Raw genomic sequence first — 22729 nt, 5'->3', positions numbered from 1 at the left:
CATCATCCTGAAAAAGGTTTGACATGAGCAGTCTCCCCTTGGTTTACACGATTCTGGCATTAATCGCTTATACCACTTCGTTCTGGTATTTATTTATGCATTTAATGTCCAAGCGTGCTCCAAACCATTGGTTTATTGGTATTGTGCTGGGCTTGGGTTTATGTTTGCACGCCGCTGTGCTGTATAACGACATGCTGCTGCCGATGGGCATTAACTATAACGTGTTTAACCTGATGTCCTTTACCTCAGGCTTAATGCTGTTATTAAGTGTGCTGTTTAGTACTTACCGGCCGGTGATTGCGCTAAACCTGATTGGGATTCCAGTGGCCGCAACCGGCCTGATTCTAGGGCATTCCTTTAGCGGTTTAAACCTGTTTGTCGAAAACAATTCTTTAGGTCTGGATATTCATATCCTACTGTCGTTATCGGCCTATGCGGTCTTGCTGATGGCCACTATTCATGCGGTCTTGCTCTGGTTTCAGAACCGGGAGCTGAAAAACAAACAGAAACGCCGGATTTGGGTGAATTTGCTGCCACCGTTTCAAGCCATGGAAGAGCTGCTGTTTGATATGCTGATTGCCGGCTTTATCCTGCTGACGCTGGCATTGGGTTTTGGTTTCCTAACCATTGATAACTTCTTTGCCCAGCACTTAGCGCATAAGACTGCCTTTAGTATTATTTCCTGGTTTATCTATGGCGCGCTGCTGTTGGGCCGTTATAAATTTGGCTGGCGTGGCCAGAAAGCCATTCGCTTTACCATTATTGGCTTCTTCTTGCTGGCGCTTGGCTTTATTGGTTCCAAGTTTGTGTTACAGATGATTTTGGGCAAGTAAGATGCTTTTGTTCAGTTTGCCACATTAAAAGCGTGGAACAGTGATTAAATAATAAGCGTGGAACATGATAAATTATTAAAAAAGCCCAAGTAGCCGTACCTGAGCTTTTCACCATACAATAAGACTATGATTTATATGGAATAAAAAATAGTATTTCGTATAAGGTGTATTATGTTAATTTTAGAGAAATTCAATAATGCAAAAATATAAATCAAAAATAGATTGGTGGGTGATTATAGTTTTGACAGGAAGTTCTTTACTGCTTTTAACCTTGGTCTATAGTAATTTTGATAGCCAAAATTTACATGAAGATATAATTTTTTCTGTCCTTTTCAGTTCTTTAGCTCTAGTGGTTTGGTTACCCATTCCAACAACATACTATGTTGTCGACGGTGAGATATTAAAGATACACAGTATATTCTTAAAGTGGGAAATTCCATTGAGTAGCATTGAAAAGATCAAGGAAACATCAGACTCTTTATCAGCTCCAGCCTTATCTTTAGATAGAATAAAAATTGAATATAAAAAAGATGGTATTCATAAATCAATCATGGTTTCGCCAAGAAATAAAACTGAATTTATAAAACAAGTATCTTCTCGCATTTAACATAATGGCGATTATGCGAAATATAAATGTAACTCCAAAATAGAAATGTCCGGTTTCTCCAAAGTAAAAATGTCCGCTTTTAGAATATGCACTTTTGCAATTTTCTTAGCGGACGGTTTGATATGTTGGTGTCTATGTCGGATAAAGAACTTAAACGATTGTCGGTCTTGCAGGAAATCTGCGATCAACGCATAACTCAATCCCAAGCTGCTCAGCTACTTCATATTTCAGAACGTCAGATCAGACGCTTACTGCAGAAATACAAAGCCCAAGGTCCAGCTGCATTAGCCCATGCCGGTCGTGGCCAAATCAGCAATTCTAAACTTCCTGAAGAAATCAGACTCAAGTGCCTCAATATTGTTTCGGATCAACTGCATGGTTTCGGACCCACTTTAGCGCATGAAAAGCTCACCACCGTACATGGATTCGATCTTTCAGTAGAAACCCTACGTTCTTGGATGATTGCAGCTGACTTATGGATTCCTCTATCCAAACGCCTGAAACGCCCGTATCAGCCTCGTTACAACCGGGATTGCTTTGGTGAACTGATCCAAATTGATGGCTCACACCATGACTGGTTCGAAGGACGCGCTGCTAAATGCTGCCTACTGGTGTTCATTGATGATGCCACAGGCAAATTGCAGCATTTACGCTTCTGTGAATCAGAATCAGCTTTTGACTATATGATTTCGACACGTTTATATGTCGAACAGCACGGTAAGCCTTTAGCGTTTTACAGCGACAAACATTCAGTCTTTAGAGTGAATCAAAGCAGCAAGAAAGATACCAAGATTACCCAGTTTGGACGTGTACTCAACACCCTGAATATCGATATTATCTTCGCTAATTCACCGCAGGCCAAAGGCCGTGTGGAACGTGCTAACAGAACCCTTCAGGACCGTCTGATCAAAGAAATGCGCCTGAAAGGCATCTGTTCGATTGAGCAAGCTAATGTCTGGCTACCCTGCTTCATTGAGCAGTTCAATCAGAAGTTCGCCAAGATGGCTTTTAATCCTAAGAATCTACATCGGCCTATCACTGAAACAGCCGAAGAGTTAGATGATATTTTTACTTGGCGTGAACCCCGCAGAGTCACGAATAGTCTGACGATTACTTATGATAAATGCGTATATCTCCTGGAAAAGACCGAAGAAAATCAAAGGTTGATCGGTAAGTATCTTGAGTTCCTGGAATACCCAGACGGTACGGTCGCCATTGAATATCAGGGAAGAAAAATCAATTACAGCATCTTCGATAAATTAAGTCAGCTGAACCAGCGAGAGATTGTTGAGAATAAACGTTTGAGTTCAGTCTTGGCCCATATCCAGCAACAGCATGAAGAACTAGAACAGCAAAACAAACGAAGTCGTTCTCAATCTATGCCACGTAGACGAGCACAGAAAACAGCAATTCAACAACGAAATCTGAATCCTGTGCTTGACTTGGAAATGTCTGTATAGGACATTTCTATTTGGTTATTAGGTAGGACATTTCTACTTGGGAATAACAATAAAGGCTAAGCCTTAGCTCACTCCACAATACTTCAAAGACCTTTTCCTAGACATCTTGGTAAAAAAAACGTATAACACCGTTTTTCAAATTAACAGGTGAACGCGTTGAAACTTGTGCTTGCACCCATGGAAGGCTTAACCGATCCGATCATGCGTGATGTCCTCACGTCTGTCGGCAGCTTCGACTGGTGTGTGACTGAGTTTATTCGGGTCACCGACTCAATCCTGCCCGATCATATCTATCACAGCTATTGCCCGGAATTATTGCACGGCGGTAAAACTGTGGCTGGCACTCCGGTACATGTGCAGTTTCTGGGCAACAATCCGGACATGCTGGCCGCCAATGCGGTCAAAGTTGCAGCCATGGGCGCACCAGCCATTGACCTGAACTTTGGTTGTCCGGCCAAAACCGTAAACCGTCATCGTGGCGGTTCGGTTCTGCTAGATGAACCGGAAGTGGTACATGAACTGGTCAAAGCCGTGCGCGATGCCGTGCCGGCACATATTCCGGTTTCTGCCAAAATGCGCTTAGGCTATATGGATCGCAACTTCATGCTGGACAATGCCCATGCCATTGAAGATGCAGGCGCCTCCTGGGTCACGGTCCATGCGCGCACCAAAGCCGATGGTTATACCCCACCAGCCTTTTGGGATCAGCTGGCCCCGATTCGTGAAGCCTTGAAGATTAATGTGATTGCCAATGGGGAAATCTGGACCAATGCCGATGCCAAACAATGCCAATTAGAATCGGGCTGTGAAGATTTAATGATTGGTCGTGGTGCTGTCACCACCCCTGACCTCACCCAATGTATCCGCCAGAACTCTGATGCACCCTTACTGAGCTGGCAAGATCTGCTTGATTTGCAAATCCGCTTTATTCACGGTCCGGCCAAAACCGAAATTGGTATGCTGGGACGTTATAAACAATGGCTGGGCATGATGTCAAAGCATTATCCGGAAGCCAAAGCGCTGTGGGATGAGGTTAAACGCATCAAAAAGCTGGATGAGATTATTGCCACCCTGCAAGCCTCGCAACACGCAGTACCCTGAGCCAAACATTGTCGCGGCTGTTTACAGGGCTTGTCTAACAGCCGTTTGATCACTTTTGTGTAATCATTTTGCAAGCCGCAGGTTAAAAACTCCGGCTGATGACATTGCCCTGAAAATTCAGACAATCCTCCACCCGAATCCGCTGTACCGGCGCCAGCTGTGCCAGATCAAACCAGCGATATTCATCATGTTCATCGCTTAGCTGAATCTGTGCATCCTCGGGCAAATGACAGCGAAAAATAAAAGCATGGGATTGCACCGCTGCATGAAAATACACACCCGACAAATACCCCACCTGCACCTGACAGCCAATTTCTTCCTGACATTCCCGAATTAAGGCCTCGTGGATGGTTTCCCCCATATCCACCGCGCCGCCCGGTAAGCCCCAGTCCTGATCGGCATAGGTAGCTTTAAGTAACAGCACCTGCTGCTGGGCATTACAAATTACCGCATGCGAACTTAAGCGATAAAAATCATGAAAGGCCAACGAACTGCTCTCCCCTAGTTTTAAACGATAACCTAACGGCCAGATGCAAACAGCCGTATGTGGACAAGGATGCAATCATTAGGAATCTGTCACCACGGCCTGACTTAAATCGGCCTGCCCCAAACGCTGGATTTCCTCCAGCTTCTGTTTGCGTAATCGCTCACTGCTTAAGGTCTCCTGTAAATCCAGCGCCAGTGCTTTCAGCAAATCCAGATCTTCTTCAGACATCTGCCGCACCTGCTTGTCCAGAATACATAAGCTGCCTATGGCCAGCCCCTGTTTGCTTTGAATTGGCACCCCGGCATAAAAACGGATTTTCTGTCTGGCCAGATGAGGATACTGCCGGAAGCGTGGATCACGCTGAATATCTTCAATATCCCGCTTGACCCAACTGGCGGCAGATTTTTCCGGCTTCCAGTGATGGGGACGCGGCGGCTTCGCTTCGGGCTGGAGCAGCCCCGGTTTATTGTTCTGTTTTCGCATGGCTGGGCACATCCTGTTGCTCTTTATTTATTATGTACGAGCTTCGGCTCTTTATTTCAAATAGATTCCTGTAAAAAAACGCCTAATTTCAGCAAGAAACAGCACAGAAGATGAAGATGGGAAAGTATTGAAAGCAGCAAAATGCCACATACACAACTGTGCCATTGCAAGGGAAAAATATTAAGGATGAATGATGGCTTTGCTGTAAATATCCGGGTCCATTTCCAGAATTTCGACACACAGTTGCAACGTCAATTCATTCTGTGGCGGCAGATAATCCTGCAACACCTCCAGCACGGTCCGGGAAATTTCCTGCTTTAGGGCGGTACTACGGCCTTTTAAAATCGAGATTTTGGCATGCACATAGGCCTGTGCGCTTTCATCCAGTCCAATCACATAGTCCTGCTGGCAGATGGCGCGACTTTTAATATCAGAGGCATTACCAAACAGGCCATTCTCGACCAGCGTCCGGTTGATACGACTGAGCAAAGGCTTCATTTCAAGCGCCTGCAGCTGATCTGAATATTCAAGATGGATATGTGGCATCAGCCTTCTCCCGATATGGTGCAGATGTGATCTTAAAAATTCAGGGTTTTACCCTGCTTCAAAGCAAGATAAAACCCAAGAGAAACAGTGCGATTATGCTTTTTTCACATATTCCGATTTCAGTTTAATTGCGCCAATACCATCTACTTTACAGTCAATATCATGACCATCTGATGCTTCTGGCAATAGACGGATATTTTTCACTTTGGTACCCACTTTCACCACAGAAGATGAACCTTTAATTTTCAGGTCTTTAATCACCGTCACGGTATCGCCATCGGCCAGTACATTACCATTGGCATCTTTAATGATGGCGCCGGCCTCGGCTTCTGCCTGCTCCCCTTCTTTCCATTCATGTGCGCATTCAGGACAAATCAGCAAGTCACCATCTTGATAGGTATATTCGGACTGGCATTTTGGGCAATTCGGTAAAGACATAAAAACCTCGAAACGAGCAAAATAAAAAATATAAAGGTCTACTATAACATTTATATTTTTCATCACGTTAAAATCCCTAACCGGTTTAGGGATTAATAACAATATTTGTGTTATTTGCCCGGGTGTTCCAGCAGCTGTTTAAACACCTGCAGATGATTATGCTGTTCGTTTTCTGCTGCGGTTAACAGGGTAATTGGTCCCTTCTGCGCCAGTTGCCGGATTTCCTCCACCGCGTCCAAATGCTGCTGCAACTCTTGCCGATAACGCTGCTGAAACTCGGGCCAGTGCCGCTCAGTATCTTCATGAAACCATTTACGCAGTTCGGTCGAGGGGGTTAAATCCTTCGGCCACAGGTCAATCTGGGCATCGGCTTTTTTGATCCCGCGCGGCCAGATCCGGTCCAGCAGAATCCGGGTACCGTCCTGCTTGCTTACAGCCTGATAAATACGTTTGGTAGCAATGGGCATGGTTTTACTCATCCGGAATGTCAGGGGTCACCAGCAGGCTGAGTAAATCCAGACATTCCTGCCAGCCCAAATAACAGCCATCGACGGGAATGGCATCGGGTAGATTGTCCTGCTAAATCCAGACTTCGGTTCCGACCGATACCGCCTTAAACTCAATCGTGACCTGAATCAGTCCCGGTAAATCCGGGCTATCAAACTCATCCTGATAACGCAGTCGCTGCTCGGGAATCACTTCCAGATACTGCCCGTGAAAACCGTGGTATTTGCCCGTGCTCAAATTACAAAAGGCAATTTTATATTGACCGTTGACCACGGGTTCAAACTGTTCAATCTGCACGGTAAAGCCATGTGGTGCCATCCATTTGACCAGGGCATGCGGATCGACAAAGGCCCGATATACCCGTGATAACGGCGCCTGAAATATACGGTGTAACTGTACGCTGTGTTGCATGACGTCACCTGTTTACAGCGAATAATTTTCAGTCTACGCCTTCTGCCTTGGGCCTGTGTATGACTTTGGTTGAAGCGAGCGTAAAGCAAAAAAGCATGCGCTCCGGCATGCTTTTTTGTACTAGAAAATGGGGTTAAACTGGATAGTTTTCTTCTTCGTCTTCATCATCATAGACATAGGCCATGCAGCCCCAGCCATCATATTCACCCTGGAACTGGTTGGCGATTTTGGTGAACCATTCTTCCAAGTCGACAATATCGGCATAGGCCGGTTCCATATAAACATAAATGGTAATAATCCATTCGGTCACACCAGAATCATCATCCTGAAATAAAGAGATTTTTTGTTCTTCATTTAACAGAAATAAGGCACAACGTTCAGCCTGTTCCTGGTCGGTAAAGGCAATTGAATATTCAATTTCATGTGCCTCGTCCAGATCATCACCATCTTCATGCATTTGCCAAAGTACGTTGCCGTTGTCGTCATCTGGAAATTGTTCATAATCGCGTGACATCGTTTTGTCCTTGTTCTGTGTTGTTGTTCTACTGGTCAGCTTACCCTAATTTTGTTGCAGTTCCGAGATAGAGCGCTTAATTTTTTTCTGTTCTACCATCCTGATCTCTATCCGGATCGGCAATCCCCTGTTTTGGGGAGAGCACTCCAAATCGGATCAACTGCTTAAAACGGCACCTGTCCATGAATTTCAACCGCGGCACCGCTTAAAGGCTGAGTAAAAGCCAGATAACTGGCATGCAAGGCCATGCGTTTTAGGGGACTGCGTGCAGGTTCTGGATGATACAGCTTATCACCGGTAATTGGATGGCCGATATACTGCATATGCACGCGCAGCTGGTGTGAACGCCCGGTAATTGGAGTCAGCAATACCCGGCTGATATCTGTCTCTGCATTATAGTCCAGTCCCTGATATAAAGTCTGTGCCGGCTTACCCAGTTCAAAATGCACCATCTGACGCGGCCGGTTTTCCCAGTCAGTAATTAAGGGCACTTCGACTTTGCCCTCACCGTCGAGTTTGCCCTGTACCAGGGCAATATAGTGCTTGGTCACGGTGCGCGCCTGAAACATTTTACTCACTGCTACTTCTGCATCGCGATGTTTGGCAAACATCAGAATACCCGAGGTGGCCATATCTAAACGATGGGTAATTTTAGCCTGTGGATAACACGCCAACACGCGTAAATAAGCACTGTCCTGATGCTCCGGCAACCGCCCCGGCACCGACAGCAAACCTGCTGGCTTTTCAATCACCACCAGATCATCATCTTCATAGACCAGGACCAGAGGCTCTTGCGGCGGGCAATATACAAAGTTGTCGTTTAAAGGCATGACGGTACGGCCTGGGAGTCGAAAGCGGGCAAAATATCAAGCGGCCAATCTGCTGTCAATCTATTGAGAAGATAGATATTTAATCTGGAAGCTACTGGAGAGAAATAGTTTTTATTCTCTGGTTTTTCGAGTTTGATTTTTATAGTTTGTTGTTCTGGTCATGCACGGAATTTTTTAGGGTGTCAGGGAAAACTTGCTGTTTACTTCAACTATCATCACGTTGTACGTCATGATCTTATAGCCTATAAACTTCTGATCTATAGCGTCCTAAGCCGAATCGAGACCTTTTGGGTGAGTACTGCACTCGCGTTTTGCGCCGCTGACAGCATGCTACTCTTTTCGATCCCGTCACACCCTTGAGAGATATAGTAGTCAAAGCCTGCCGAAATTGTTTTCCGAAGATCAGTCAATTTAAAATATTTTCAGGAAATTTTCCCTAATAAAGCTTAATCACAAGAAATTTTTATACACTAGGTTAAATTCTTCATTTTATTTTGCAGAAAATGGCGATTTTAAGAGAATTTATCTAAGTGATTATGATGGCTCAAGACAGCGGCTGCATCAGTTGAATTAAATTACCGCAGCCATCTTCCAGCACGGCAATTTTCACATTGCCAGCCAGCATCGGTGCTTGAGTAAAAACCACACCTAGCGCGAGTAAACGCTGATATTCTGCCTCAAGATCGTTGACCTGAAATGAGGTATAAGCAATACCATCTGCCTTAATCGCGGCTTTAAAGGCTTTCGCTGCGGGATGCACATCCGGTTCTAGTAGCAGCTCAACACCATCTGGCTGCTCGGGAGAAACCAGCGTCAGCCAGCGATACTCACACCGGCACATCCTATTTTAGCTGAAAACCGAGTATCTGGGTATAAAACTGCAAGGCTTTTTCCTGATCATCGACTATAAGACTGGTGACATAAATTTTCATTGTTCTGCTCGGTAGTTTTTATTTTTATAGCATAGCTGCTTTCAGTACCCTGTAAGATTCTGGCAAATAAAGTTGCGATAACTGAAAGGAAAATGAAGGTGATTTGAATGAATGCAGTGAGAGAAAAAATAAACAGGTTTATAAGAATGGAGATGTTGAATTTTTTATTTTTAAGGGAGCGGGAAATACTTCAACTATTAAAACTTGGTAAGTTCTAACTTTTTGCCTATAAACTTCTGATCTATAGCGTCCTAAGCCGAATCGAGACCTTGTGGGTAAGTACTACACGCACGTGATACGTTACTGGTAGCAATCTACTCTTTTCGATCCCCTTTCACCCTTGAGCAATAGAATAGTCAAAAGCGGATGGGATTGTTTTCCTAAGCTTCGATGTTTTTTCATCTTTTTGATATTTTTTCTCACATCAAACGGCTTAAATAGAATTTTTTATTTTCAGGCTGTCATAATCATGATTCTTTTTCATGATTCTGTATTTTTCTGGAATATTCAGGCATAGATTATTCTGCCCGGTTCATGACATCACAGATCTTTAATCTTGAGAGGTGAGCTGTTTAAAATAACTGTCCTTGAATGAGCTGGGCGCTAAACCACCAGCCACTTAAGGCCGACATGCTACAGAGCAAATTGGCCAAGACTTTATTCAGTTTAGATAAGGTCGATTGATAAATTTTGATATTCAGGATGTAAGCCAGCACGGCATAAACCACACCAATGGCACCACCAAATAGCACCAACAGCAATGGCCAGCCCGCCAGCAGATGCGCCTTGACCGGCAGTTGAGTATAAGAATCGGCAGCTTGAGAGTTTGACATAACTTTGCTCCTGATGATTTTTCTTTAAAACCAGCATCCACCCGAAAGTGGATGTGGCGCTCCTAGGAAGCATCATGAAGCAAAAAACAGGCCAGTTATTTTAAATACAGCCAGCGGGTATAACGGTTGATATAGGCATTCAGCCCATCGCCATATTGGGCCAGCTGTTTCATATTCTCGACATGCTGCACACCGGCGCTGGCATAGCTATAAGTATAGACCCTGCTATTTTTACGGAACTGAACTCGAATAAACTCGTGACCAATTTCATAATTGGCCACGCCAGAGTCATGGTTAAGGTCAAGATAATGTTGCAAAGACTGCACCTGAAATATGCTATATGTCTTATTCAATATGAGGATTAATGGCTATTTTTCAAACAAAACCAAACAATAAACACCTTAATTTTTATTATTCCTTTTCAATAAGATAGAGCCTTAAATCCAACCAATTTGTATCTCGATTTTGCGTTTTCTTTTTGTAGGGCTTCAACTGTTCTAACACCGCGAAAATTCAGCATTTTTGATTGATCCCATTAAAAAGCCCTATCGTGTGATAGGGCTTTCATTCAAAACAGAGGGTAACTGTTTGAGTGCTGTTGCTTAGGCATTCTTATTGTTAAATTGATTGCCTTGGCATTTGGTACACGGGGGTAAACGGTCTGTACCAATTTCTAAGTAAACGCGATGTCCGCATTGGACACAAAAATAGAAGCCTGTTCCTGGCTTGTCGCCTGCAGTTACCATCTTTGTTCTCCGTATGATTTAGAAATGGTCTATTCAGTATAACCAATCTGTGATGATTGTCTATTGTCCATTTCGACGAGTGATGATGGCGTTTGGGCGAAGGATAATTTTGATAGAAAATTAAGCTGGCTTTATAGAAATTTAATAAGAAATTTTTCCAATTTGAGTTGTAGATGCTAATTAATTTGGTATTAAATCCCGCAATCAGGAAAAGATTTTTTATTCTTATTTAATTTTTAAAATGATCCTAGACAGTATTGTGGACAGTCGGTCCCTCTAAACTCTTAAAATGTTTCTGTTCAAATGCTTCTGGGCTTAACCAGCCGTTTGCGGAATGCCTTCTGACCCGATTGTAATAAATCTCAATATAGTCAAACAAGACAGCAGTCGCCTCTTTTCGAGTGGCAAACACACTGCCATGTATCACATGACCTTTCAATGTATGAAAGAAGCTTTCGGTCACTGCATTATCCCAACAGTTCCCCCTGCGTGACATACTTTGAATACAGTTATTCGTTAATAATAGCACCCTAAAATCACGACTACAGTACTGTGAGCCTGAGAAGCACTGCTTCGCAAGGGAATGCACCATGACACCCGTTGGATAACCCTGACGAGCCATTGCACAATTAAATGCATCACACACCAATTGACGGTCTATTCGATGGCTGGTTTGCCAACCCACAATACGACGACTAAATAGATCCAGCATCACACATAAATACAGCCAACCTTGCGTGGTACGGATGTAGGTAATATCCGTTGTCCAAACCTTGTTAGGCTGAATGACTGTAAATTGACGCTCCAACAGATTTGGTGCTGTAGGCAAACGATGGTTTGAATCTGTCGTATGCTTGTATTTACGTGCAATCCTGCTACGTAAACCAAGCTTTTTAAGCATTCTTCCAACGGTTCGTTCGCTCATGCTGTAACCTAAATCATGCATGTCATGTACCAATGAAGGTGCACCCAATCGTGCATGATGCTGCCAATATACGGCTTTTAAATCATTATATTTTTGCGCTGTATTGGCCTGGCGTTTTCGCCAGGCATAATAGCCTGAAGTGCTGACACCCAGGCATTTACAGACAGAAGATACAGTGACTCCATTCACAGCTAGATCTTGAATTACCGTGTACTTTTCTTGGAATGATCTGTCAGAAAGTACACATGCGCTTTTTTTAAGATGTCATTGGCTTCCCTGAGCTGTTTGACTTCTTTCTCTAATTCCAAGATCCGCTGTTGTTCTGGTGAAAGTTGACGTTTGCTTGAACCTGCCGGATTGGTTTCACGAATCCATTTATCTAATGTTGAATAACCCACACCTAATTTCTGGGCGATTGCAGCTACAGACTCGTGTGAGTTTGAAAGTGCATAATCAATTGCTTGCTGTTTAAATTCAGGACTAAAACGTTTGGCCATTTCTTGTATCTCCAAAGTTAACGTTACGTTATCTTTAGAGGGAAGTACTGTCCATTATTTTGGCTAGGATCATAATATATTTTAAATAATGAATAGGGAATCAGCCTTAATATCGACCACTGGACGTATGACAGAAGTCCACTTTTTAATTCAATCTTAAAACCTCCTTCGAATCTTCTCTGTAAGCACCAATAAAAAACGCCCCAATGTACATTAGAGCGTTTTTAAACAATTTCAATAACTTTAATCTCCCCCTAACCCTGAGCCATACATGGCATAAGAAAAAAAGAGAAACTCCCTCCTTTCTTAAAGGAGGGTTGGGGAGGATTCATTTAATAATTAAGCCACATTCCCTTCCAAGAAGTCCTGCGCAAAGCGTTGCAATACACCGCCCGCCTCATATACAGATACTTCTTCTTCGGTATCTAAACGACAGGTTACTGGCACTTCCAGAATCTGATTTTTACCATCAGCGGTGGAACGCTCAATCACCAAAGTCAACGTCGAACGTGGCGCGATATTACCAATCACGCTATACAGTTCTGTACCATCCAAACCTAAAGTTTTACGGTCTGTGCCCGGCTTAAACTCAAGCGGTAACACACCCATCCCAACCAGGTTAGTCCGGTGAATACGCTCAAAACCTTCTGCCACAATCGCTTCAACACCAGCAAGGCGTACACCTTTAGCCGCCCAGTCACGGCTTGAGCCTTGGCCGTAGTCTTTACCGGCAACAATAATCAGCGGCTGTTTACGATTCATGTAGGTTTCAATCGCTTCCCACATCCGCATTACTTCGCCTTCAGGCTCGACACGCGCTTTGGAACCTTGCTTAATGGTACCGTCAGAACGTACTACCATTTCATTAAACAATTTCGGGTTGGCCAGCGTTGCACGTTGTGCCGTCAAGTGATCACCGCGGTGGGTGGCATAGGAGTTGAAATCTTCCTCAGGCAAGCCCATTTTCGCCAGATATTCACCTGCCGCCGAATCCAGAATAATTGCATTCGATGGTGATAAATGGTCAGTGGTAATGTTATCGCCCAAAATTGCCAGCGGACGCATATTGGCTAATGTACGCGGTGCAGCCAGCGCGCCTTCCCAATATGGTGGACGGCGAATATAAGTACTTTGCGGACGCCAGTCATACAGCGGACTTGCCGCCTGCTCCACTTCGCCCAAGTCAAACATTGGAATATAGACTTTCTGGAACTGCTCAGGCTTCACCGAGGTTTTCACTAATGCATCAATTTCTTCATCCGACGGCCAAATGTCTTTCAGATAAATTGGATTACCGTTCTGGTCGGTGCCCAACGCATCTTTTTCGATGTCAAAACGAATGGTTCCGGCAATCGCATAAGCAACCACGAGTGGTGGAGATGCCAGGAAAGCCTGTTTTGCATACGGATGGATACGACCATCGAAGTTACGGTTGCCCGACAGCACCGCAGTCGCATACAGGTCACGGTCAATAATTTCTTGCTGAATCTTTGGATCAAGCGCACCTGACATCCCGTTACAGGTGGTACATGCATAAGCCACAATACCAAAACCGAGTTTTTCTAAGTCTTTCAGTACACCGGCTTCTTCCAAATACAGCGCAGCCGCTTTAGACCCCGGTGCAAATGACGACTTCACCCATGGTTTTCGTACTAAACCAAGTTCATTGGCTTTACGTGCAAGCAAACCTGCTGCAACGGTATTACGTGGGTTTGAGGTATTGGTACATGAGGTAATCGCGGCAATGATGATGGCACCATCTGGCATCAAACCATCGGTACGCTGTTCAACAATACCGGCAATGCCTTTTTCTTTTAAGTCACTTGTGGATACACGTGCATGTGGGTTCGACGGCCCTGCAATATTACGGGTTACCGTTGATAAGTCGAAACGCAGCACACGTGGATATTCCGCCTGTGTCATGTCAGATGCCCAAAGCCCAATTTCTTTGGCATAGGTTTCAACCAGTTTGACTTGTTCAGGCTCACGACCGGTCAGGGTTAAATAGTCGATGGTGTTCTGATCAATATAGAACATCGCAGCGGTTGCACCATATTCAGGGGTCATATTGGAGATGGTGGCACGATCACCCACTGACATGCTGTCCGCACCTTCACCAAAGAACTCTAAATAGGCACCGACCACACGCTCTTTACGCAGGAATTCAGTTAACGCCAAGACGATGTCCGTCGCAGTAATGCCCGGCTGACGCTGACCAACCAATTCTACCCCAATAATGTCCGGCAGACGCATCCAAGATGCACGACCCAGCATCACATTTTCAGCTTCAAGACCACCCACACCGACTGAAATCACGCCTAGCGCATCGGTATGCGGGGTATGCGAGTCTGTACCCACGCAGGTATCCGGGAATGCTACGCCATCACGGTTTTGAATTACCGGTGACATTTTTTCCAGGTTAATTTGATGCATGATGCCGTTGCCTGCCGGAATTACATCGACATTTTTAAAGGCTGTTTTGGTCCATTCAATAAAATGGAAACGGTCTTCATTACGACGGTCTTCGACTGCACGGTTTTTCTCAAATGCATCCGGATCAAATCCACCGTATTCCACCGCCAGTGAGTGATCGACAATCAGCTGGGTTGGCACCACCGGATTGACTTTGGATGGATCACCGCCCTGATCGGCAATGGCATCACGCAGACCGGCAAGATCGACCAGTGCCGTTTGCCCCAAAATATCATGACAGACTACACGTGCTGGATACCATGGAAAATCATGCTCCTGCTTGCGTTCAATCAGCTGGCGTAAGGACTGCTCTAAAATGGCTGGATCACAACGACGCACCAACTGCTCGGCCAGCACTTTGGAGGTATAAGGAAGTTTGGCATATGCGCCTGGCTGAATATCTTCAACGGCTTGTCGCACATCATAATATTCTAGCGGGGTGCCTTGCAGCGGTTTACGGTAGTTGTTATTCATAGCGTACCTGCCTTGTTCTGACTTCTTCTTTCAAAGTTTTGTTGTTTAACATTCATGCTGCTTGGCATTGTACGCTGCCCGAAGCCTATTTCCCAAATTTCATATATTTCATAAACTTAAGTTAAAAATAATACATTTTTGAAAAATTTGGTTACATCTAATAGAAAATTCTGGCCAGAAATATGATTTTTTTTGAAAAATAGCGCAAAATTAACCTCATTCTTTAGTATTAGATACGGTTTCGAGATTAGAACATGAGTAATCTGACTTTCTCTGCATTCACTTTAAACGGTGTAGATGCGCAAAAATTCTTACAAGGTCAAGTCACGGTAGATGTCGAAAAACTGCCGCAAACCGAAACCCGTTATACTGCAATTTGTAGCCTGAAAGGCCGTATTCTGTTTGGTTTATGGCTGACCAAACAGAATGCTGAACAGTTTGAAATTGTAGTAACGGCCGATCAAGCTGAAGACTTTGCCAAACACATTAAAAAGTTTGGTGCTTTCTCGAAAATGAAGCTGGAAGAAGCCGGTCAGGTTTATCCGGTCGTAAACGGTCTAAACACCCAGTTCACAAGTACTGAACAGGATATTCAAGCATGGCAATTAAAGGCGCTTGAAAGTGGTCAGGCCTGGATTCAGGCCAGCACCGCGGAACTGTTCCAGCCACAGGAACTGCGCCTGCATCAGCGTGAAGGCATTCATTATGACAAAGGCTGTTATTTGGGTCAGGAAGTGATTGCCCGTTTATGGTTTAAAGCCAAGCCAAAACACTGGCTGCATCTGATTCAGGGTACAGGCGATGCTCCGGCTATCGCCAGCAAACTGAACAATGATGTAGAGGTGGTGAATAGCCTGGCCATTGATGGCGGTTATAAAGCTTTGGTGGTGGCCAAACCGGATGCCTTAGCCGAGATGGATGTAACGGTTCTGGATTTACCTGAAGCTTTAAGCGGTGATGTGGCGCGGCCGCAAAATTAAGCGTGTCACTAGCAGATCTATGAAAAACAGCCCAAGTGACACGTGTAACTTGGGTTGTTTTTTTATCCGTCAAAAAAACGAGACTGATTTACAAATTGAAGCAATCCTTAAATTCAGGATTTTTTTATTATTGTTCCTACGTGGTTTGAAAAAATTACCGGATTCCGATACATCTATATTTACATTCTTTGATTTCATCTTATGATGATGAGTGACAATTTATTCCCCACACATAAATGGAATTATGTGGTTATTGATACAAGGTTTTATACAACGATGAAAAAACTGATTTTGGCAAGTCTGGTTGCCCTTTCGACACAATTTACCCTCGCCAACAGCAATAACAGTATTCCGACCGATCCGGCTTTCGCCAAAATTGAAGCCATGGTCAAAGCCAACAACCTGAGCGGAGCCTATCAGGAATTAGACAAACTGGCCAAAACCGGTAATCCGCAAGCGATTTATAATCTGGGTTATTTGACCCAAACCGGCCAAGGTACGGCCAAAAATGAAAAGAAAGCCATCGAGCTATATGAGCAGGCCGCGAAAAAAGGCTATCCGGTGGCGAATTATGTACTCGGTAAAAACCATCTGACCGGCACTTTGGGTCTAAAACAGGATACCAATAAAGCCAAACAGTATCTGCAAAAAGCTTCATCACAAGGCTTTCATGATGCCACCATTGATTTAGCGGTGGTGTATTTCTCTGAAAACAAAGCCGATTCAGATAAAAAAGGCCTGCAATTACTGGAACCCCTCATTAAAAAAGGCAACAATCAGGCCATTCATGCCAAAGCCTTATATGACATTAGCCTGGGCTTTAAAAACAAAAATGAAGCACCCATTCAGCAAGGCTTAAAGAGCATTCAGGATTTAGCACAAAAAGGCTATATTCCAGCGCTGATGGCGGTCGGCAATATGTTTACCAATGGCAACATCGTGCCACAAAACCTGCCGGAAGCGAAAAAGATTTTCTCTGCTCTGGCCAAGGAAAATGTCCCGCAAGCCAAAGAATCGCTGGCTGTGGTGGACAAGATGATTGCCGATCAGGCCAAGAATCCACCAAAAGCAGCAGCCAAGAAAAGCTAATGCGCCTGACCGCAAAAAGCCCGATAATCGGGCTTTTTTATTTGGGCTCATGATGACTTAAAGAAAATACGATGACTGACTTAACCAGAAAGCCACCCCGATTAAACCCAATACCGTACTCATAATTAAAGGCTGTAGTGCCTGTTCATTCAGGCCATAGTTCTGGCCAAAAATCCCAAAGGCCACTGGCATCGGCAGTGCCGCCAGCAAGGTGCCGACAAACAGCATTTCCGAGCTGACATTGGGCAGACTCCACAACAAGGTGAAAATAACCAGCGGCATCAGCAGGACTTTCATCCCGACCAACAGCACACTTTGCAGATTAACCGAATGCAGCTGCATTCCGACCAGACTGCCACCAATCACAAATAAAGCCAACGGCGAGGCAGTTTTGCCAAGCATCTCCAGAATCTGATTGATGCTGTCTGGCAGTTTTAAATTAAGCAAGACACAGGTCATCCCGGCAATAATCGACAGAATCACCGGATTTTTTAGCAAACTTTTTAAGGTTTTCAGGTATAACGCCGAAAGATGATGGTTTTGCTTTTGCAAACCGGCTTCGGCCAGAAACAGCACCATCGCCACAATAATCAGGTTTTCAATAATTAGAGTTAATGACAGATAAATGGCGGAATGACTGCCAATCAGCAGGGTTAAAATAGCCGTGCCAATAAAGCCGGTATTGGACATCGACGCGCCCATCGACAGCACACTGGCGTGGGTCAGGCTATGCCGGAAATAGGTTTTATAAATGACCAGCGCCAGAAAAAACAGGATCAGCGAGCCCAGCCCATAACCAATAAAATAACCGGGATGCCAGATTTCAGCCAGGTCTTTACTGGCCAGGGCATACAGTAAAAAGGCTGGCAGTGAAACCTTCATCACAAACTGGCTCAGCGCCTGAATATGCGTGGCCGCCAGAAAATTGGTACGTACGCTGCTATAGCCCAGCGCCAGTACTGCCACCAAGGGCAGTAAAATATTCAGCAACAAAAGTGCCTTCCTTCTCTAGAACGAGATCTAAAATGCATCATCCCTGATGCTGCTGTTGCTTATTCCTGAACAGGAAATGGATGGAACAAATCTTTCAAGCCATGCGGCTGACAGCGCAAGTATTGCGGCGCGATGGCAATCTGCCCGCCCAGTTCAGCGGCAGCATGCCACGGCCAACGTGGATCATAAAGCATCGCTCGTGCCAGTCCAATGGCATCTGCATACTGATTTTGCAGAATTTCTTCAGCCTGCACCGCTTCGGTAATCAGGCCCACTGAAATCACCGGAATACGGTGCACCGCCTGTTTAATGGCATGAGCAAAAGGCACCTGATAGCTTGGCCCGATCTCGATACTCTGCTGGGCATGCAGACCGGCACTGGACACATGAATATAAGCCGCACCCAACTGTTCCAGCGCTTTAGCTACCCCGACCGTAGACTGGATATTCCAGCCGCCCTGCGCATCCATCCAGTCGGTAGCAGACAGACGCACCCCAATCGGATAACCTTCTGGCACCACCTGTTTCATGGCCTGGAATACCTCCAGGGTTAAACGAATCCGGTTTTCAAAACTGCCGCCATATTCATCATCGCGGACATTGGATAACGGCGACATAAACTGATGCAGCAGATAGCCATGGGCAGCATGGATTTCAATTAAATCAAAGCCGGCATCCACTGCACGCACCGCAGCACTGGCAAAGTCGGCAATCACCTGTTCAATTTCATTCAGACTTAGTGCATGAGGGGTATGATCGGTCGGGTTAAACGGCAAATTACTGGCCGATACGGTTTGCCAGCCCTGGGCATGATCCGGCGCAAACTGGTCTTTGCCCAGCCACGGTTTATCGGTAGATGCCTTACGTCCAGCATGCGCCAGCTGCACTGCAAATGGCATTGGTGACAAGGTTTTGACTTTGGCCAGCAAGGCTTTCATCTGCGCACGCTGCAAATCATTCCACAGGCCTAAATCGGCATAGCTGATCCGCCCTTCTGGCTGCACCGCCGTGGCTTCAATAATACATAAACCGGCACCCGACAAGGCATAGTTGGCCCATTGCTGCTCATGCCAATAGCTGAGCTCGCCTTTGTCATTGGCCGAATATTGGCACATGGGGGCAATAATAATTCTGTTGTCTAATTCGAGCGTGCCAAAATGGATAGGTTCAAATAATAATGCCATGGGCGATCCTGCCTTATGATTTTCATGAAAATTATTCTAACCGAGATAGACGGCCGAATTGGCTAAAAGCTGTTTATTTTTACCGCTTTATGTAACCGAATTAAACTGTGGTGTTGATCAAAATACGCTGTGTTTTTGTCAGCCCGATGACAGCCATTTTTTTGCACGATCGCTCACACTTCAGACGCAGCGCGACAAGCCTGTTCCAGCCGGTTCAAATAGGCGGCAAAACCATCACTGACCCGGCTGTCCAGACGACTGCTGGTGGTGACCCGTACCTGGTTGCTCCAGACAATCGGCAGGTTTAAGCACTGCATCTGCTCGACCAGCTGCACATCTTCATGACAGCTGCTGGCCTGAAAACCACCGGCTTTTAAATAGGCCGCAGCAAAAAAACTGAGATTAGCCCCATGCACATGCCGATGGTCCATTTTGTCCTGATAATGGCGCAGATATTTCTGCCGGGCGGCCGCAGATAAAGGCGACCAGTCTTTAATTTCAACCACGCCACAAATTAGCGCTGCCGGCTGATGGGCATATTGTGCAGATAACCACTGCGCATCGACCTGGGTATCGGCATCGGTACAGGCAATCCAGTCGGCGCCTTTGGCAATCATGGCGCGCACACCCAAATCCCGTGCCTTACCAACACAGCGTACTTCACAACACAAGTAGTCGATTCCGGCCTGTTGTACAATTTCAACAGACTGATCATCACAACTGTCCAGCACCACCAGCACATTTACTTCGGACACAGCGGGCGGTAATTGTGTAATAGCCTGCTGAATAGCCGCCAGACAGGCACCCAGCGTTTCGGCTTCGTTATAGGCAGGCACGACCACCGCCATCCTCATATCAGTCCCTCCCGCGCAGCCACAGATTGTGCATCTTGAGTCCAGAGATCGAGCAGAAAATCCGGATCATTCATCTGCAAATAATGATGCAGCACCAAGTGTTGCCTTAAACAGGCATGTACCTGATCGCCATTCAGCTCAAAGCCTGCAATCGGGTAACGCCAGTGACAGGCCAGCAGCGTACCGTCTGCACTTAAACACTGCTGCAGCTGCTGCATTAGCTGCACTAATTCGGCCGGACGCAGGTAATAGGCCACTTCACTGAGAATAATCAGATCAAATAGACTATCATTTTCCAGCGCCAGATGGGTTTCAGGAACACGTTGTTGCCGCACCTGCACATGCGCAAACCTCGCCAGACGGGCCTGTGCCAGTTCAACCGCACGACGGTTGGCATCTACACAGATGAGCTGCTGACAACGCGGAGCCAGCAATTCACTGAAGATGCCATTGCTGCAGCCAATTTCCAGTACCCGCTGAAACCGCGCCTGCGGCAAGGCCGCCAGACACAGCTGCCGTTTACGCTGCTCATACCAGCGCTGCTGATAGTGCCAGGGATCATCATTGTCCTGATACAGCTGGTCAAAATAGTCATCCGTGTTCAGTCGCATCAATATAGACCTCGTACGGGATTAAGAGTCGTGAAATGGTTTTTGCCGATAAAATTGGCGGCTGGTGAATAGTGTCATCAGCCTCGATCTGAGTTTTAAAACACTGAATCGCCTGCTGTTTTAAAGCCAGCTGCTGTGCAGTTAAACGGAGTTTTCGTGCCTGCGCCCAGGGAATCCGTGCATCTGCCGGTATGGCCCAATGCCAGGCCCAAATCAGCACCTGATAACAGCGCTGCCGGTGCTGTCTGGCCCAATGCTGCACCACCCGTCCGGTGGCTTCATGATCGGGATGGCCATCTTGAGCGAAGGTGGTCACCAGAATATCCTCAGGCTGCACCCAGTTTTGTAGCTGCTGCAACAGTTCGGATTCAGCCTGCATCACCTGGCCATCTGCAATGTTCAGGGCAATGCGCTGGACCTTATGTTCCAGTCCCAGCACCGCCAAGGCATTCAGACTTTCTTGTGGCCGCAGCACATTCAGCTGCTCAACGCTATAACGTTTTGACCGAGGATGGCTGCCGGTACCATTGGTTACTGCAACCAGCAGCAGTTCACGCCCTGCCGCGGCCAGTTGCTGCATCAGACCCGCACAACCGAGAATTTCATCATCGGGATGTGGCGCGAAAATTAGTACCCGGCCACGCTCAGGAAAGTGCTGCGTCAGATTCAAATCCGGCAGCCCGGTCAGTCCGGACCAATTGAGCCACTGCGCCTGATCGGTACCGCTACCATAGATTTTCCGGTCACCGACTACCGGATCGATCAGAGTTGCCATGTTTGCCCCTCCTGTAGCGATAAGCGGCCAATTGCAGCCAGATCAAAAGCAGCATGACTCTGGCGCAAAAACACCGGCAAGTCGGCAGCTAACCGGGCAAAATGCGCCTGCTCGCAAAAAGGTCGTGCGCCTAGCGCTTTTCCGACCTTTTCCAGTACCAATAGCGCAGTATCCTCAACTTGGGCGCGTAACATCCGGATGATCAGTTCATGGCTGTGTGCCGGCGCTGCATCTATCTGGGCAGCCACATGGGTAAAAAACTGTCGTGTCACGGCCAGTCGGGTACTGACTTCGCCCAAATACAATTCATGATAGGCATGGGTTTTCTGCTGCACATGCTGCTGTAAATATTCAGCCAGACGTACTGTAGCACCATACCAGCAGGCCGCAACACCGGCTGCACCATGCCAGAAGCCCGGCCGATTCAGATAATCTCCGGGTTGTGCAATGCGTGTGGCTGGAGTGTGCTGAAAATGAACAGTTGCTGTGGCCGTCTGCTGCATACCGATGGCTTGCCAACTGCTATCATCTACTTGGATTGAAGGCTGCTGCATCTCGACCATCAATAATTGTGACTGGCCATCTGCACCGCGATAAGTCATTAAACCAAAATCCACCGCATATGCCGCCGAGCACCAAGCCTTATAACCGGAACAATAGCCCTGCTCATACTGTACAGGTTGTGGATGGCCTTCCGCGGCCCAGACTGCCCACCAGCCCGCCGGAACGGACTGAATCTGTAGTTCGTTTAAAATACTCAGCGCATCGAAATGTGATTCCAGCCATTTCACCAAAGTTAAATCGGTGGCCGCAACTTTGGCCAGCAGTTGCCAGCGCAGCAGGGTTTGCCCCCTGCCCGGATGAGGAAATTCAGGTGATACTGCCAGCAAACGGCGTAGTGTGGTGACGTAATCTTCGGCGGTAGGCGCTGTCTGCTGTTCAAATTCAGCCAGAATCTGGTCCATAGTGGTTCTATATTCCAAATATATAATTGTTCTCAATCTATCCGGTTGTCATCATTGCCAGCACAGTGACCACAAGCGGGCATGAGTAGCCAAACTTGCAGTCACAGTACGGCGATGTTGATGTTTTTAACTGATGACCCTGTTTAGATTTAGCACGTGGCTGGGCAGATAAATATTGAAAA

General features: G+C 46.1%; 26 protein-coding genes and 1 pseudogene. 6 read left to right on the top strand and 21 right to left on the bottom strand.

Going from position 1 to position 22729, the window contains the following annotated elements:
* Positions 1–23: 23 nt before the first annotated feature.
* The 4 genes from ACVLR6_RS03285 to ACVLR6_RS03270 all read left to right on the top strand — a co-directional run bounded on the left by ACVLR6_RS03285 (position 24) and on the right by ACVLR6_RS03270 (position 4001).
* Positions 24–833 (top strand): cytochrome C assembly family protein, encoded by an 810-nt coding sequence (locus ACVLR6_RS03285; RefSeq protein ID WP_016659852.1) that lies wholly within the window; start codon positions 24–26, stop codon positions 831–833.
* Positions 834–1029: 196 nt separating this feature from the next.
* On the top strand, positions 1030–1440 hold the full coding sequence (locus ACVLR6_RS03280; RefSeq protein ID WP_160241745.1) for a PH domain-containing protein: 411 nt from the start codon (positions 1030–1032) through the stop codon (positions 1438–1440).
* Positions 1441–1574: 134 nt separating this feature from the next.
* Entirely contained in the window at positions 1575–2900 is a 1326-nt protein-coding gene (locus ACVLR6_RS03275; RefSeq protein ID WP_455995825.1) for an ISNCY family transposase, read from the top strand.
* Between the two features lie 156 nt (positions 2901–3056).
* Positions 3057–4001 (top strand): tRNA dihydrouridine synthase, encoded by a 945-nt coding sequence (locus ACVLR6_RS03270; protein ID WP_180182401.1) that lies wholly within the window; start codon positions 3057–3059, stop codon positions 3999–4001.
* A gap of 82 nt (positions 4002–4083) precedes the next feature.
* On the opposite strand, the gene ACVLR6_RS03265 is transcribed toward ACVLR6_RS03270, so the two are convergent.
* The 15 genes and pseudogenes from ACVLR6_RS03265 to acnD form a co-directional block, all read right to left on the bottom strand.
* Positions 4084–4488, bottom strand: a complete 405-nt coding sequence (locus tag ACVLR6_RS03265) for an NUDIX hydrolase (RefSeq protein ID WP_160243496.1) — start codon at positions 4486–4488, stop codon at positions 4084–4086.
* A 78-nt stretch (positions 4489–4566) separates the two neighbouring features.
* Entirely contained in the window at positions 4567–4971 is a 405-nt protein-coding gene (locus ACVLR6_RS03260; RefSeq protein ID WP_228277919.1) for a GAF domain-containing protein, read from the bottom strand.
* 180 nt (positions 4972–5151) lie between these two features.
* Entirely contained in the window at positions 5152–5517 is a 366-nt protein-coding gene (locus tag ACVLR6_RS03255; protein WP_016659848.1) for a 5-carboxymethyl-2-hydroxymuconate Delta-isomerase, read from the bottom strand.
* A 93-nt stretch (positions 5518–5610) separates the two neighbouring features.
* The gene (locus ACVLR6_RS03250) at positions 5611–5955 is read right to left on the bottom strand and encodes a zinc ribbon domain-containing protein YjdM (RefSeq protein WP_016659847.1); all 345 of its coding nucleotides are present in this window, start codon (positions 5953–5955) and stop codon (positions 5611–5613) included.
* Between the two features lie 110 nt (positions 5956–6065).
* A complete protein-coding gene (locus tag ACVLR6_RS03245) occupies positions 6066–6422 on the bottom strand; it encodes a DUF488 domain-containing protein (protein ID WP_005175875.1) in 357 nt (118 codons plus the stop codon).
* A gap of 4 nt (positions 6423–6426) precedes the next feature.
* Positions 6427–6873 (bottom strand): annotated as a pseudogene (locus ACVLR6_RS03240) (SRPBCC family protein).
* A 133-nt stretch (positions 6874–7006) separates the two neighbouring features.
* Positions 7007–7387 (bottom strand): ribonuclease E inhibitor RraB, encoded by a 381-nt coding sequence (locus tag ACVLR6_RS03235; protein WP_016659844.1) that lies wholly within the window; start codon positions 7385–7387, stop codon positions 7007–7009.
* A 164-nt stretch (positions 7388–7551) separates the two neighbouring features.
* A complete protein-coding gene (locus tag ACVLR6_RS03230; RefSeq protein ID WP_168399564.1) occupies positions 7552–8217 on the bottom strand; it encodes a pseudouridine synthase in 666 nt (221 codons plus the stop codon).
* Between the two features lie 544 nt (positions 8218–8761).
* Entirely contained in the window at positions 8762–9058 is a 297-nt protein-coding gene (locus tag ACVLR6_RS03225; protein WP_455995821.1) for a VOC family protein, read from the bottom strand.
* Position 9059: 1 nt separating this feature from the next.
* Complete coding sequence (locus ACVLR6_RS03220) at positions 9060–9149, bottom strand: VOC family protein (protein ID WP_455995819.1); 90 nt, start codon at positions 9147–9149, stop codon at positions 9060–9062.
* A 572-nt stretch (positions 9150–9721) separates the two neighbouring features.
* A complete protein-coding gene (locus ACVLR6_RS03215; protein WP_075167892.1) occupies positions 9722–9982 on the bottom strand; it encodes a hypothetical protein in 261 nt (86 codons plus the stop codon).
* A gap of 95 nt (positions 9983–10077) precedes the next feature.
* Positions 10078–10299, bottom strand: a complete 222-nt coding sequence (locus tag ACVLR6_RS03210; protein WP_075167930.1) for a hypothetical protein — start codon at positions 10297–10299, stop codon at positions 10078–10080.
* 285 nt (positions 10300–10584) lie between these two features.
* Positions 10585–10728 carry a zinc ribbon-containing protein gene (locus ACVLR6_RS03205; RefSeq protein ID WP_075167893.1) on the bottom strand — a complete coding sequence of 48 codons (144 nt, stop codon included), beginning with the start codon at positions 10726–10728 and terminating at the stop codon, positions 10585–10587.
* Positions 10729–10975: 247 nt separating this feature from the next.
* Positions 10976–12150 (bottom strand): IS3 family transposase gene (locus ACVLR6_RS03200; protein WP_168407313.1). Its coding sequence is split into 2 segments (ribosomal slippage): positions 10976–11916 and positions 11916–12150, totalling 1176 coding nucleotides; the frame shifts between segments, so codons are not numbered across the junction.
* A gap of 339 nt (positions 12151–12489) precedes the next feature.
* Entirely contained in the window at positions 12490–15096 is a 2607-nt protein-coding gene (acnD, locus tag ACVLR6_RS03195; protein ID WP_127800825.1) for a Fe/S-dependent 2-methylisocitrate dehydratase AcnD, read from the bottom strand.
* Between the two features lie 254 nt (positions 15097–15350).
* Between acnD and ygfZ the strand changes: the two genes are divergently transcribed.
* Positions 15351–16076, top strand: a complete 726-nt coding sequence (gene ygfZ, locus ACVLR6_RS03190) for a CAF17-like 4Fe-4S cluster assembly/insertion protein YgfZ (protein ID WP_455995816.1) — start codon at positions 15351–15353, stop codon at positions 16074–16076.
* 276 nt (positions 16077–16352) lie between these two features.
* Entirely contained in the window at positions 16353–17165 is an 813-nt protein-coding gene (locus ACVLR6_RS03185; RefSeq protein WP_005175859.1) for a tetratricopeptide repeat protein, read from the top strand.
* Between the two features lie 57 nt (positions 17166–17222).
* Here ACVLR6_RS03185 and ACVLR6_RS03180 read toward each other — a convergent pair whose 3' ends face one another.
* From ACVLR6_RS03180 to ACVLR6_RS03155, 6 genes are all read right to left on the bottom strand, one after another.
* Positions 17223–18158, bottom strand: coding sequence for an AEC family transporter (locus ACVLR6_RS03180; RefSeq protein WP_168407314.1), 936 nt, complete (start codon positions 18156–18158; stop codon positions 17223–17225).
* 59 nt (positions 18159–18217) lie between these two features.
* Positions 18218–19342 (bottom strand): NADH:flavin oxidoreductase/NADH oxidase, encoded by a 1125-nt coding sequence (locus tag ACVLR6_RS03175; RefSeq protein WP_455995814.1) that lies wholly within the window; start codon positions 19340–19342, stop codon positions 18218–18220.
* A gap of 173 nt (positions 19343–19515) precedes the next feature.
* Entirely contained in the window at positions 19516–20196 is a 681-nt protein-coding gene (locus ACVLR6_RS03170; protein ID WP_160243501.1) for a glycosyltransferase, read from the bottom strand.
* Complete coding sequence (locus ACVLR6_RS03165; protein WP_087662250.1) at positions 20193–20807, bottom strand: SAM-dependent methyltransferase; 615 nt, start codon at positions 20805–20807, stop codon at positions 20193–20195. Before ACVLR6_RS03165 ends, ACVLR6_RS03170 begins: the two co-directional genes overlap by 4 nt.
* Entirely contained in the window at positions 20788–21582 is a 795-nt protein-coding gene (locus tag ACVLR6_RS03160) for a PIG-L deacetylase family protein (protein WP_005175842.1), read from the bottom strand. Before ACVLR6_RS03160 ends, ACVLR6_RS03165 begins: the two co-directional genes overlap by 20 nt.
* Positions 21570–22547, bottom strand: coding sequence for a hypothetical protein (locus tag ACVLR6_RS03155; RefSeq protein ID WP_005175840.1), 978 nt, complete (start codon positions 22545–22547; stop codon positions 21570–21572). Before ACVLR6_RS03155 ends, ACVLR6_RS03160 begins: the two co-directional genes overlap by 13 nt.
* Between the last annotated feature and the right edge of the window lie 182 nt (positions 22548–22729).

This window comes from Acinetobacter sp. T63 (genome assembly GCF_053852345.1).
The sequence above is the reverse complement of the archived record's forward strand: the minus strand, read 5'-3'. Positions and strand labels throughout refer to the sequence as shown.